At 60.0% G+C, this 13,004-nt stretch carries 13 protein-coding genes and 1 pseudogene; 4 read left to right on the forward strand and 10 right to left on the reverse strand.

From position 1 onward, the window contains the following. Positions 1-110: 110 nt before the first annotated feature. The 5 genes from D8U82_RS13565 to colR form a co-directional block, all read right to left on the reverse strand. Entirely contained in the window at positions 111-338 is a 228-nt protein-coding gene (locus D8U82_RS13565) for a hypothetical protein (protein WP_125925636.1), read from the reverse strand. Between the two features lie 2 nt (positions 339-340). Further along, entirely contained in the window at positions 341-1,057 is a 717-nt protein-coding gene (locus D8U82_RS13570; protein WP_130902343.1) for a lipopolysaccharide kinase InaA family protein, read from the reverse strand. 3 nt (positions 1,058-1,060) lie between these two features. Then, positions 1,061-1,729 (reverse strand): class I SAM-dependent methyltransferase, encoded by a 669-nt coding sequence (locus D8U82_RS13575; protein WP_130902344.1) that lies wholly within the window; start codon positions 1,727-1,729, stop codon positions 1,061-1,063. A gap of 149 nt (positions 1,730-1,878) precedes the next feature. Beyond that, positions 1,879-3,162, reverse strand: coding sequence for a HAMP domain-containing sensor histidine kinase (locus D8U82_RS13580; protein WP_130902345.1), 1,284 nt, complete (start codon positions 3,160-3,162; stop codon positions 1,879-1,881). Further along, positions 3,152-3,835 carry a two-component system response regulator ColR gene (gene colR, locus D8U82_RS13585; RefSeq protein ID WP_016773421.1) on the reverse strand — a complete coding sequence of 228 codons (684 nt, stop codon included), beginning with the start codon at positions 3,833-3,835 and terminating at the stop codon, positions 3,152-3,154. The genes D8U82_RS13580 and colR overlap by 11 nt, the downstream gene beginning before the upstream one ends. 209 nt (positions 3,836-4,044) lie before the next feature. On the opposite strand from colR, the gene D8U82_RS13590 reads away from it, so the two are divergent. Then, positions 4,045-4,788 (forward strand): phosphatase PAP2 family protein, encoded by a 744-nt coding sequence (locus D8U82_RS13590; protein WP_130902346.1) that lies wholly within the window; start codon positions 4,045-4,047, stop codon positions 4,786-4,788. 190 nt (positions 4,789-4,978) lie between these two features. Here D8U82_RS13590 and groL read toward each other — a convergent pair whose 3' ends face one another. The 4 genes from groL to D8U82_RS13610 form a co-directional block, all read right to left on the reverse strand. Beyond that, positions 4,979-6,625, reverse strand: coding sequence for a chaperonin GroEL (gene groL, locus D8U82_RS13595; RefSeq protein ID WP_016773419.1), 1,647 nt, complete (start codon positions 6,623-6,625; stop codon positions 4,979-4,981). 50 nt (positions 6,626-6,675) lie between these two features. Further along, positions 6,676-6,969: a co-chaperone GroES gene (locus tag D8U82_RS13600; RefSeq protein WP_007916610.1), complete on the reverse strand. Its 294-nt coding sequence runs from the start codon at positions 6,967-6,969 to the stop codon at positions 6,676-6,678. A gap of 259 nt (positions 6,970-7,228) precedes the next feature. Further along, positions 7,229-7,705, reverse strand: coding sequence for an FxsA family protein (locus tag D8U82_RS13605; protein ID WP_016773418.1), 477 nt, complete (start codon positions 7,703-7,705; stop codon positions 7,229-7,231). 71 nt (positions 7,706-7,776) lie between these two features. Then, positions 7,777-8,502 (reverse strand): HugZ family protein, encoded by a 726-nt coding sequence (locus D8U82_RS13610; RefSeq protein WP_095181796.1) that lies wholly within the window; start codon positions 8,500-8,502, stop codon positions 7,777-7,779. 163 nt (positions 8,503-8,665) lie between these two features. On the opposite strand from D8U82_RS13610, the gene D8U82_RS13615 reads away from it, so the two are divergent. Together D8U82_RS13615 and D8U82_RS28465 are read left to right on the forward strand one after the other, a co-directional pair. After that, positions 8,666-9,424 carry an SDR family oxidoreductase gene (locus tag D8U82_RS13615; protein ID WP_053123391.1) on the forward strand — a complete coding sequence of 253 codons (759 nt, stop codon included), beginning with the start codon at positions 8,666-8,668 and terminating at the stop codon, positions 9,422-9,424. Continuing rightward, positions 9,405-9,530 (forward strand): annotated as a pseudogene (locus tag D8U82_RS28465) (metal ABC transporter ATP-binding protein); the annotation flags it as partial. The gene D8U82_RS13615 and the pseudogene D8U82_RS28465, both read left to right, overlap by 20 nt. A 20-nt stretch (positions 9,531-9,550) precedes the next feature. Here D8U82_RS28465 and apbC read toward each other — a convergent pair. Continuing rightward, complete coding sequence (gene apbC / locus D8U82_RS13625) at positions 9,551-10,645, reverse strand: iron-sulfur cluster carrier protein ApbC (protein ID WP_130902347.1); 1,095 nt, start codon at positions 10,643-10,645, stop codon at positions 9,551-9,553. A 216-nt stretch (positions 10,646-10,861) separates the two neighbouring features. Between apbC and metG the strand changes: the two genes are divergently transcribed. Beyond that, entirely contained in the window at positions 10,862-12,913 is a 2,052-nt protein-coding gene (gene metG / locus D8U82_RS13630; RefSeq protein WP_122611889.1) for a methionine--tRNA ligase, read from the forward strand. Positions 12,914-13,004 lie beyond the last annotated feature (91 nt).

Genomic DNA, 13,004 nt, shown 5'->3' on the forward strand with positions numbered 1-13,004 from the left:
AACGATCAAGCAAGATCAAAAGATCGCAGCCTTCGGCAGCTCCTACACAATCCGTATTCCAAAAAAAAGGCCTCGCAACTGCGAGGCCTTTCATTTGGGCTTCAATCGTTTCAACTGGCTGGCCTCATTCCCTGAGACAGTCCGAACATGAACAACAGCAAATCATGATCGGGCTGGGTCGCCACGGAGGATTTCGCCACCCGTGGAACCGAACAATGAGCGTCGTTCCCGGACGCCCCTATGACCTGCATGCGCGGCTGCTCCCAGGCAGCCACCGCCAGTGAAGCAACTGCCAAGGCCCCGACCAGGAACAAACCTCGTGCAATTTCGAGTTTCATCGCTATAAACCTTTGATAGCGCTGCCAAACGCCGTCTCATAAAAGTAGACGAGTTTTTTCCAGTCGGCATCGCGGAACGACGAATGGCGACGCAGTTGCTTCATGTCATGCTGCGCGGCGCGATAGGGTGTCAGACGCTGACGGCACTTCTCCAGATCGATCAACGCCACTTCAACCTGCGCCGCTTCACCTTCACCGGTGACGCGCACGAAAACGTGTTTGATGTAGATGCAGCTGTGTTGCCAGCGGCCCTTGTGCATGCGCGCCAGGTTCTCGGCGAGGTCCTTGAGGACTTTCTCGTAGACCACGTCACCACATTGATCGCGACCACCGGCAGCGGCCAGCCAGTGTTCCAGTTCCTGGAAACCGTCGAGGGATTTGGTGACGAGCAGCGCGCGCCACTTGTGTTGCGGATCCGGTTGCGCGCCGCAAAAAACGATTTGCGGAACACGCACGCCGAGTTTGCTTACGCCGGTCAGCGCATCGAGTTCACGCAATACGGTCGGGCGACCGAACGGGTGCAACCAACTGCGATAGATGTGCCCGGTCTGGCGCTTGGCGTACAAGAGCTGACCGTCACGGTCGACGATGCGCTGCACCCCGCTTTCGCCACCACGGCGCACATTGGGCTCTTCAACCCATTCGCCGCGCTGGTTCCAGTAATAATCGAAACGATCCAGGGGAGCGACATCCGCTTCAACCGCTGCTTGCACTGCCATCCTCTACCTCTTGCGTAATACGTAAACTCGCCACATCGCATAGAGCGGTATGAAGTCCAGTTGTTCCTGAATGCGGAAACCCGCCTGTTCAAATTCTTTCTCGATCATCGCCGCCGGAATCAGAAATCGATTCTGGTAATCATGACTTGGCCGATCCCGCTCGGCACGCTTGCGCTTCCAGGCCTTGAAATTGCCGTCAACCCACAACGAAACAATCACGCTGTCACGGGTCACCCGCTCGAACTCGCGCAGGATCACCCGGCGGTGCTCGGCCTCGCCGATGTGGTGCAACAGACGCATGCAAAAGATGCTGTCGACCGAGTTATCCGGCAGAGCGATATCGAATGCCGAGGTGTGCAGCGGTTGTACACGCTTGACCACATCGGCTGGCTGCCCTCGCAGCGCGGTCTTGATCATCGACTCGGAATTGTCCGCGCCGATGATCACCCGGTTGGGCTTCTCCGCGAGCATTGGCCAGAAACGCCCGGCACCGCAGGGCAGATCCAGCACCAGCCCGGGATCTCCCGCCAGCGCCAAGGCCTTGCGGCCGACTTGCTCATCGCGCCAGTGCGACAGGCGGCGACCGAGGCTTTGCTGGTGCTTGCGCAGATATCGTTGTGCGTGTTGGTCGTCGTACTTTTCGGAAAAATCGAGCTTGATCGGGCCGGCCATCATCTGGACTCCTGTTCTGATGACGCCACCTTAAGCAGCGGCGTGTCAGCGTCAGGTCATCCAATTGTGAAAATTCTGTCAGGTAAATCTGCAAAGTATTACAACGTTATACAGGATTTAGACAGGTGGGCGGGAGTAGCCTCGAGCCACTATTTGCTGGCATTCACGCCAAGATCTACCTCGAATCGGCAGCCATTGGGCTCCATCGTGCTCAAACTGACCGTCCAGCCCTGGTTTTCGCAGATACGCTGGACCAGCGACAGGCCCAAGCCGAGACCCTCGCCACGTTTCTCGCTACCGCGCACAAACGGCTCGAACATCGCCTCGCGTTTTTCCTCGGGAATACCCACCCCTGAGTCCTCGACGACAAAACCGTTGGCAGTGAGGGTAAGGCGAATAAAACCCTCTTCGGTGTAATGCAGTGCGTTACGCAGCAAGTTGCCCATCACCGCATTGAGCAAGGTCGCGTTGTAACGTGTGTCCGGTGGATCGCCCGGCTCGAACATCAGCGTCAGGCCCTTGCGCTCGATCGGTTCGCGCCACAGGCAGAGCAGGCTTTCGGCTACTTGCGTGAGGTTCTGCTGCGGCGCGGCGCCGGCCTCTTCGTTCTGTGCGCGCGCCAGCATCAGGAAGGTCTGCACCAGTTCGCGCATCTCCTCGCTGGCCCGGGCAATGCGCTCGACCTGGGCGCGACCGCGCTGATCGAGACCGGGGTTTTCCAGCAGCAGTTCGCAGGAACTGGCGAGGACCATCAGCGGCGTGCGCAATTCGTGGCTGACGTCGCTGGTGAACAAACGCTCGCGGTTCAGCGCCTGACGCAAGCGCCCCAGCGTGGCATCGAACGCCACCGCCAGTTCACCGACTTCATCCGCCGCATAGTCCGGCGCCAGGGGCGGCGCCAGCCCGAGCAACTGGTCGCGATGACGGACCTGCCGCGCCAGGCGCACCACCGGCGCCATCACCTTGCGCGCGAGCACCCAGCCAAGAAACACCGCCAGTGCCAGGCTGAGCACGAAGCCCACCAGCACCACGGCAAACAGCACGCGCTCGCGCTCTTCGAAATCGCTTTGGTCCTGCAATAGTACGTAGCGTCGACCATCCACCACCTCGACCATGGCGTGATAGGACAGCTGCTCGCGAAAGACCTCGTGGAAACCGGCATCGAGGTGACGCAGATCCTTGGGCAAATCGAAATCCCCCGGCCCGCCACTGAAATAGAACAACTGATCCGGCTCGGGGCGATGGCTCCAGTCGGAGACGTTGTCCATCAGCAGCAAACGTTGCAGGTCGCCGCCCAGCCCTGCGGAAATCAGTTTCTCTTCCACCAGGTGCACCGTCGCAACGATGCCCATGGCGAAAGCGCCGGCGACCAGTGCGCTCATCAGCGCAAAGGCGATGATGATCCGCTGGGAAAGACTCTGCTTAAACTCCATCTCGCCCCTCGGCCAAGCGATAACCGACACCGTGCACGGTGTGCAGCAGTGGCTTGGCGAATGGCTTGTCGATCACCTGGCGCAACTGGTGAACATGGCTGCGCAGGCTGTCGCTGTCCGGGCAGTCATCGCCCCACAGCGCTTCCTCGAGAATCTCCCGACGCAGCACGTGCGGGCTCTTCTGCATCAGCACTGCGAGCAGCTTGAGACCGACCGGGTTGAGCTTGAGCAGCTTGCCTTCGCGGGTCACTTCCAGGGTGTCGAGGTCGTAGCTCAGATCACCGACCTGCAATGCCCGGCGACCGCCGCCCTGAGCGCGGCGCATGACCGCTTCGACGCGGGCAGCCAGCTCGGACAGCGCAAACGGTTTGATCAGGTAATCGTCGGCGCCGGACTTGAAGCCTTGCAGCCGGTCGTCGAGTTGATCGCGGGCGGTCAGCATGATCACCGGCGTATCGCGCCGGGCGTCTTCACGCAGGCGCTTGCACAAGGTGTAGCCGTCGATGCCGGGCAGCATGATGTCGAGCACGATCAGGTCGTAATGCTCGGTCGCCGCCAGATGCAGACCGGACAAGCCGTCTTGTGCGCAATCGACGGTATAGCCTTTCATGCCCAGGTAATCGGCCAGATTGGCCAGGATGTCACGGTTGTCTTCGACCAGCAGAATTCGCATGGACATCTCCTCCGAACGGGGTAACGGCCGTCTTGGCCCGCGCAGCTTACGGCCAAGTGTGGCTCAGGGCTAGGGGCGTTTTTTGATAAACCTGCGCTGCGCGCGCTGCGACGTTTTTTTCACTTTCGGTTAACAAATCGCCGACGCCAGCGCGCGCAGACTCCCCGCGATTACGCTCTCTCGTCCGTTCATCGACCAAGGAACCTGCCATGGTGTCGACCTCTGCCCTTCCCGCTTCAAGACCGCTGAACTGGTGGTTGTGTCTGGGCATTCCCGCAGCGGCGGCGATCATTCTGCTGTTGCTCGAACTGACCGATCTGGACATGGTTCTGGCGCAAATGTTCTACGACCCGGTCGCCGGGGATTTCATCGGGCGGCACAGCTATTTTCTTGAAGACATCCTGCATGACCGGGCGAAACAGCTGGTGATCGGCTTCTCGGTGTTTGCCATTCTGGGTTTCATCGGCGCGTTTTTCATCGAACGGCTGAAACCGTTCAAGCGTGAACTGGGTTGCCTGGTGCTGTCGCTGGGGCTGGCGACTTCGTTTGTCACTCCAGTCAAAGCCGTCACTGCCGTGCAATGCCCGTGGAGCCTGGAGCAATTCGGCGGTCACGAGACCTACAGCAAACTGATGGAGCATCGCCCCGCCACGGACAGGCCGGGACGTTGCTGGCCGGGTGGCCATGCGGCAACCGGGTTTACGTTGTTTGCGTTGTTCTTCGTGTTGCGCGACCGCCGCCCGCGACTGGCAGGGCAGGCGTTTGTGTTCGCCTTTGCGCTGGGTTCGGTGTTCTCGATCAGTCGCATGATGCAGGGCGCGCACTTCTTTTCGCACAACGTGTGGACGGCGATTTTTTGCTGGCTGATTTGTCTGGGGGCTTATTACTGGGTGCTGTATCGCCCGGCTGGCAAGACTTCGACGGCGATGAACACACAGCCGATCAACGCCTGATATAAACAACCTGTGGGAGCGAGCCTGCTCGCGAATTGGCGGCTCAACTGGCTTGCATGTCGGATGACAGACCGCTTTCGCGAGCAGGCTCGCTCCCACAGGGGGATACCAGTGAGCTTCGAAATTGGGGCAATAAAAAACCCCGCTGACTTTCGCCAGCGGGGTTTTGCGTTACAGGGCCAGGGCTGGCTTACATCATGCCGCCCATGCCACCCATGCCGCCCATGTCTGGCATACCGCCGCCAGCTGCACCTTCTTTCTTCGGTGCGTCGGCAACCGCTGCTTCGGTGGTCAGGATCAGACCGCCGATGGAGGCTGCAGCTTGCAGAGCCGAACGGGTTACCTTGGTTGGGTCCAGGATACCCATTTCGATCATGTCGCCGTATTCGCCGGAAGCAGCGTTGTAACCGAAGTTACCTTTGCCGTTCTTCACTTCGTTGACGACTACGCTTGGCTCGTCACCGGAGTTGGCAGCGATCTGACGCAGCGGCGCTTCAACAGCGCGACGCAGCACAGCGATACCGACGTTCTGGTCAGCGTTGTCGCCGGTCAGCTCGGTCAGTGCTTCCAGAGCACGGATCAGCGCCACGCCACCGCCAGGTACCACGCCTTCTTCAACGGCTGCGCGGGTTGCGTGCAGGGCGTCTTCAACGCGGGCTTTCTTCTCTTTCATTTCAACTTCGGAACCAGCGCCAACCTTGATCACTGCAACGCCGCCGGACAGCTTGGCCAGACGCTCTTGCAGTTTTTCACGGTCGTAGTCCGAGGAAGTTTCGGCAACCTGGGCGCGGATCTGAGCGATACGGCCTTCGATGTCTGCCTGCACGCCAGCACCGTCAACGATGATGGTGTTTTCCTTGGACAGAGTTACGCGCTTGGCGTTACCCAGGTGCTCCAGGGTGGTGCTTTCCAGGCTCAGACCGATCTCTTCGGAGATAACGGTACCGCCGGTCAGAACAGCGATGTCCTGCAGCATGGCCTTGCGACGGTCGCCGAAGCCCGGTGCCTTGACGGCAGCGACTTTGACGATGCCACGCATGTTGTTCACAACCAGAGTCGCCAGGGCTTCGCCTTCAACGTCTTCGGCCACGATCAGCAGTGGGCGGCCGGCTTTGGCAACGGCTTCCAGCACTGGCAGCATTTCGCGGATGTTCGAGATCTTCTTGTCGACCAGCAGGATCAGCGGGCCGTCGAGCTCGGCAACCATGGTGTCCGGCTTGTTGACGAAGTATGGCGACAGGTAGCCACGGTCGAACTGCATGCCTTCTACAACCGACAGTTCGTTTTCCAGGCCCGAGCCTTCTTCAACGGTGATCACGCCTTCTTTACCGACTTTTTCCATGGCTTCGGCAATGATGTCGCCGATGGAGTTGTCGGAGTTGGCCGAGATGGTGCCGACCTGAGCGATGGCTTTGAAGTCAGCGCATGGCTTGGACAGGGCTTTGAGCTCTTTGACAATGGCGATGGTCGCCTTGTCGATACCGCGTTTCAGGTCCATCGGGTTCATGCCGGCAGCGACGGCTTTCAGGCCTTCGTTGACGATCGACTGAGCCAGAACGGTAGCGGTGGTAGTACCGTCACCAGCGTCATCGTTGGCACGGGAGGCAACGTCTTTGACCAGCTGCGCGCCCATGTTTTCGAAGCGGTCATCCAGTTCGATTTCTTTGGCGACGGAAACGCCGTCCTTGGTGATGGTCGGAGCGCCGAAGCTCTTCTCGATAACCACGTTACGGCCTTTCGGGCCCAGGGTCGCTTTTACCGCGTCAGCCAGAACGTTGACGCCTTTGAGCATCTTGGTACGGGCGGCATCGCCGAACTTAACTTCTTTAGCAGCCATGATCGATATTCCTTAAATACTTTGTAGTAGCGGGAAAATGAACGGGGATATCAGCCTTCGATAACCGCGAGGATTTCGTTCTCGCTCATTACCAGCAGGTCTTCGCCATCGACTTTCACAGTGTTGCTGCCGGAGTAAGGACCGAACACAACCTTGTCGCCTTCCTTCACGGACAGTGCACGCACTTCACCGTTTTCCAGAGCTTTGCCCGGGCCTACAGCGAGAATCACACCGTGGTTGGCTTTTTCAGCAGCCGAACCTGGCAGGACGATACCGCCAGCGGTTTTCTTTTCTTCTTCGCTGCGACGGATGACGACGCGGTCATGCAGAGGACGAAGCTTCATTGTCGATCTCTCCTAATTGTGGTTTTCATCGGCCGGTGTAGTCCCGGCGGGTTTAACGAATCCGGCCTGCGCCGGTTGCGGTCCGTCGAGCGAACCGCGCAAGTCTGTCCGGTTTGAATACCGGAAACCTTTCGGTGACCGATACATAGGGGCGTACAAGCCGATTACAAGGGCTGGCGGAAAAAATTTTTCATCCAGACACGGCAAATAACAGCCATAAACGAGCACGGCACCCGCAGGTGCCGTGTCGATGCTGATATCACTTGTTGTCGCGGTGTTCGAACTCGCCTTCGATCACATTCGGCTCCCGACCGAGCGGCTCGCGCGGGGCCGGGCCGCCACGGGGTTGCAGGTCGTCGGCGAAGGCACGCTGGCGCATCGCCTGGTCTTCAGCGCGCTGGCGCATCTTGTTCGCCAGCAGACGACGGGTGACCGGCAACAGCATCACCAGACCGACCACGTCACTGATGAAGCCGGGAATGATCAACAGGCCGCCGGCCAGTGCCAGCATCAGGCCTTCGAGCATGGTCTGCGCGGGCAATTCGCCGCGATTCAGGCTTTCCCGGGCACGCAATGCGGTGGCCAGACCGGCGACGCGCAGCACGAACACACCGAACATCGAGCCGAGAATGATCAGCAGCAGGGCCGGGAAGAACCCGATAGAGCCTGCCACTTTGACGAATACGAACAGCTCCAGCACTGGAAACAGCAGAAAGAGCAACAGAAAAGGGCGCATCAAAGTTTCCTCAACGCAAGAAATGCCTTGCAGTAAGCCTTAGATGACGTCGCCCTTGCGTGAATTCAAGCTTAACTTTGCGCTTTTTTCGGCCAGGACTGGGCGTGAGCCAGAGAAACCAAGGCCTCGCGCACTTGTGTCGGCGTATTACATGGCGCCGCGAAGGGCAACCAGTAGACGGCCTGACCGATGCGCAGGTGCATGCCCTCGCTGTCGATGCCGGCCAGTTGCGCCGGCGTGCTGTTGGGCAGCCCGGCCAGCTCGACGTAATGGGCAATGGCCTTGGCGTGATCGCTGTTCATGTGCTCGACCATGCTGATTTCCGCCTTGCCGGCGAACGGGTTGGCCAAGGTCAGATCGTCGATCCAGTGGATCGCGCCAAAGCCGCCGATGTAGCGATGGCGCACCGGATCGAGCACCCAGAAATCGAAATCGTGGGCCTGGTGATAATTCTGCGAGTCGGGGAAATAGCGGTAATAGCGCTCGGCGGCAGCCTCGATCGCTGCCGGTTCTGCGAGCTTCTGCGCTTCGGCCAGATAAGTCAGCCGCCCGACCGCCTGCACATCGTCGGCCTCGCGCTCGCCCACCAGCATCGAACACTTCGGATCTTTCTGCAGGTTATGCGTGTGCTGCGCGATGCGGCTGATCAGGATCAGCGGCCGGCCCTGCTCGTCCAGGCAATACGGCACAACCGAGCCAAAGGGAAAACCCGGCATCGATTTGGAGTGGGTCGACAGCACTCCACGGTATTCCTTGAGAAGCAATTCTCGGGCATTCTTCGCCACTTCAGCGCTCAATTTGTGACTCCTTAAATGGGTTCCGTCTAGAAAACGGACAGGCGCGCAGCGAAAAGTAACCGGCGCGCATCGGGCAAATGTTCGTGTGCAACCAGGCCTGACCGGTGCCGATCGAGCGTTGCCGACAACAAAAACAACTCAGACCTGCCAGCGGGACATGCGAATGCAACTCAACGACAAAGTAATCATTATCACCGGCGGTTGCCAGGGTTTGGGCCGTTCCATGGCCGAGTATTTCGCCGGCAAGGGCGCGAAACTGGCCCTGGTCGATCTGAATCAGGAAAAACTCGACGACGCCGTGGCCGCCTGTAAAGCCAAGGGTGTCGAAGCGCGCAGCTACCTGTGCAACGTCGCCAATGAAGAACAGGTCGAGCATATGGTCGCGCAAGTGGCCGCAGACTTCGGCGCCATCCACGGCCTGATCAACAACGCCGGGATCCTGCGCGATGGTCTGTTGCTGAAGGTCAAGGACGGTGAGATGACCAAGATGAGCCTGGCGCAGTGGCAGGCGGTGATCGACGTCAATCTGACCGGCGTGTTCCTCTGCACCCGTGAAGTCGCAGCGAAAATGGTCGAGCTGAAGAACAGCGGCGCGATCATCAATATTTCCTCGATCTCCCGCGCGGGCAACGTCGGCCAGACCAACTATTCCGCCGCCAAGGCTGGCGTCGCAGCGGCGACCGTGACCTGGGCGAAGGAGCTGGCGCGTTACGGCATTCGCGTGGCGGGCATCGCACCGGGCTTCATCGAAACCGAAATGACTTTGGGCATGAAGCCGGAAGCGCTGGAGAAGATGACGTCGGGGATTCCGCTCAAGCGCATGGGCAAGCCCGAAGAGATCGCCCATTCGGCGGCGTATATCTTCGAGAACGACTACTACACCGGGCGGATTCTGGAGATGGATGGCGGCTTGCGCATCTGACTGTCACCCTGAAACAAATGTGGGAGCGAGCCTGCTCGCGAAAGCGGTGGGTCAGCCAACATCTTCGTTGACTGACACTCCCTCTTCGCGAGCAGGCTCGCTCCCACATTTTCATCCAGCGTTTATTCAATCGTCGCTGATGGTGATATTCGGTATCGCCGGCGTGGCCGCTTCCTGCAACACGATCCGCGCACCGACGTGGCGGGCCAGTTCCTGATAGACCATGGCGATCTGGCTGTCCGGCTCGGCGATTACGGTTGGCTTGCCGCCATCGGCCTGTTCGCGGATCAGCATCGACAGCGGCAGTGAGGCCAGTAGTTCGACGCCGTACTGGGTGGCCAGTTTCTCGCCGCCGCCTTCACCGAACAGATGCTCGGCATGCCCGCAGTTCGAGCAGATGTGCACCGCCATGTTTTCCACCACGCCCAGCACCGGAATGTTGACCTTGCGGAACATTTCCACGCCTTTGCGTGCGTCGAGCAGTGCCAGGTCCTGCGGCGTAGTGACGATCACCGCGCCGGCCACCGGGACTTTCTGCGCCAGGGTCAGCTGGATGTCGCCGGTGCCCGGTGGCATGTCGATGACCAGATAATCCAGATCGCCCCAAGCGGTTTGCGTAACCAGTTGCAACAGCGCCCCGGAAACCATCGGCCCGCGCCAGACCATCGGCGTGTTGTCGTCGGTCAGGAACGCCATCGACATGACTTCCACGCCGTGAGCCTTGAGCGGCACGAACCACTTCTGATCCTTGACCTCGGGCCGGGTGCGCTCGGGAATGCCGAACATGATGCCCTGGCTCGGGCCGTAGATATCGGCATCGAGGATGCCGACTTTGGCGCCTTCGCGGGCCAGCGCCAGCGCGAGGTTGGCAGCGGTGGTGGATTTGCCCACGCCGCCCTTGCCGGACGCGACGGCGACGACGTTCTTGACGTTGGCCAGCCCGGGAATCTGCGCCTGGGCCTTGTGCGCGGCGATCACGCTGGTGACCTCGACGCGGGCGATGACCACGCCGTCGAGGTTTTCGATGGCCAGTTGCAGCAATTGCGCCCAGCCGCTCTTGAACAAACCGGCGGCGTAGCCGATTTCCAGCTGCACATTGACGCGGTCACCGATGATCTCGATGTTTTTCACGCACCCGGCGCTGACCGGATCCTGGTTCAGGTAGGGGTCGGTGTATTGGCTGAGGACGGCTTCCACCGCTGCGCGAGTGACGGCGCTCATGGGCAACTCCGATAACGAGACTGGAAAAGATGGCGGCTATCGTACGCTGGACACCGATTTGAGGCGAACAGATTACTTGCGCTGAAAAGCCACTGTGGTGAGGGGACTTATCCCCTCACCACACGAGCTCTCAAAGTACCCAGTGGCGCAGGGGTGAAAAATATGCGCCGGCGCTTTATAGTGGCCGACCTCCGTTTCATCAAGTAGCGAAGCCCCATGTCCGAGCCACGCAAGATCCTCGTCACCAGCGCCCTGCCCTACGCCAACGGTTCGATCCACCTTGGCCACATGCTGGAATACATCCAGACCGATATGTGGGTGCGCTTCCAGAAGCATCGCGGCAACCAATGCATCTATGTCTGCGCCGACGACGCCCACGGTTCGGCGATCATGCTGCGCGCGGAAAAGGAAGGCATCACCCCGGAACAACTGATCGCCAACGTGCAGGCTGAACACAGCGCCGACTTTGCCGACTTCCTCGTCGATTTCGACAATTTCCACTCCACTCACGCCGAAGAAAACCGTGAGCTGTCGAGCCAGATCTACCTCAAGCTGCGTGACGCCGGGCACATCGCCCAGCGCTCGATCACGCAGTATTTCGACCCGGAAAAGAAAATGTTCCTGGCCGACCGCTTCATCAAGGGCACCTGCCCGAAATGCGGCACCGAAGACCAGTACGGCGACAACTGCGAAAAATGTGGCGCGACCTACGCACCGACCGACCTGAAGGATCCGAAGTCGGCGATCTCCGGCGCCACCCCGGTGCTCAAGGATTCCCAGCACTTCTTCTTCAAGCTGCCGGATTTCCAGCAAATGCTGCAGACCTGGACCCGCAGCGGCACCCTGCAGGACGCCGTAGCCAACAAGATCGCCGAATGGCTGGATGCCGGCCTGCAGCAGTGGGACATCTCGCGCGATGCGCCGTACTTCGGTTTCGAGATTCCGGGCGAGCCGGGCAAGTATTTCTACGTCTGGCTGGATGCGCCGATCGGTTACATGGCCAGCTTCAAGAACCTCTGCAACCGCACGCCAGAGCTGGACTTCGACGCGTTCTGGGGCAAGGATTCGACTGCCGAGCTGTACCACTTCATCGGCAAGGACATCGTCAATTTCCACGCGCTGTTCTGGCCAGCCATGCTCGAAGGCGCCGGCTACCGCAAGCCGACCGGCATCAACGTGCACGGCTACCTGACCGTCAACGGCCAGAAGATGTCGAAGTCGCGCGGCACCTTCATCAAGGCCCGCACTTATCTCGATCACCTGTCGCCGGAATACCTGCGCTACTACTACGCGGCCAAGCTCGGCCGTGGCGTCGATGACCTCGACCTGAACCTCGAAGACTTCGTGCAGAAGGTCAACTCCGACCTGGTCGGCAAAGTGGTCAACATCGCCAGCCGTTGCGCCGGATTTATCCACAAAGGCAACGGCGGTCTGCTGGTCGACAACAATGCCGCGCCGGAGCTGACAGAGGCCTTCCTCGCCGCCGCGCCGAGCATTGCCGACGCCTACGAGGCCCGCGACTTCGCCCGCGCCATGCGTGAAACCATGGCCCTGGCTGACCGCGCCAACGCGTGGATCGCCGACAAGGCGCCGTGGTCGTTGAACAAGCAGGAAGGCAAGCAGGATGAAGTCCAGGCGATCTGCGCCACCGGCATCAACCTGTTCCGCCAGTTGGTGATCTTCCTCAAACCGGTACTGCCACTGCTGGCCGCTGATGCCGAGGCGTTCCTCAACGTCGCGCCGCTGACCTGGAATGACCACACCACCCTGCTGGCCAATCACCAGCTCAACGAATTCAAACCGTTGATGACCCGCATCGACCCGGTAAAAGTGCAAGCCATGACCGACGCCTCCAAGGAAGACCTGACCGCCAGCCAGACCGACACTGGCGCAGCCGCCCCTGCGGGCAACGGCGAACTGGCCAAGGATCCGCTGTCGCCGGAAATCGATTTCGACGCCTTTGCCGCCATCGATTTGCGCGTCGCTTTGATCGTCAAGGCCGAACACGTCGAAGGCGCGGACAAGCTGCTGCGCCTGACCCTCGACATCGGTGACGAGCAACGCAACGTGTTCTCCGGGATCAAGAGCGCGTATCCGGACCCGTCCAAGCTCGACGGTCGCCTGACCATGATGATCGCCAACCTCAAGCCGCGGAAAATGAAGTTCGGTATTTCCGAAGGCATGGTGATGGCAGCCGGTCCCGGCGGTGAAGAGATCTACCTGCTGAGCCCTGACAGCGGCGCCAAGCCGGGTCAGCGCATCAAGTAAGACGTTGCGATAAAACGATCCCACCGACGTGCTCTGCATGCCGGTGGGATTTTTCATATCTGGCCCGATAGTGCCTACCCTTAAGAGACAC

It is taken from the genome of Pseudomonas sp. Sample_23 (assembly GCF_004307595.1).
Taxonomy (GTDB): domain Bacteria; phylum Pseudomonadota; class Gammaproteobacteria; order Pseudomonadales; family Pseudomonadaceae; genus Aquipseudomonas; species Aquipseudomonas atacamensis.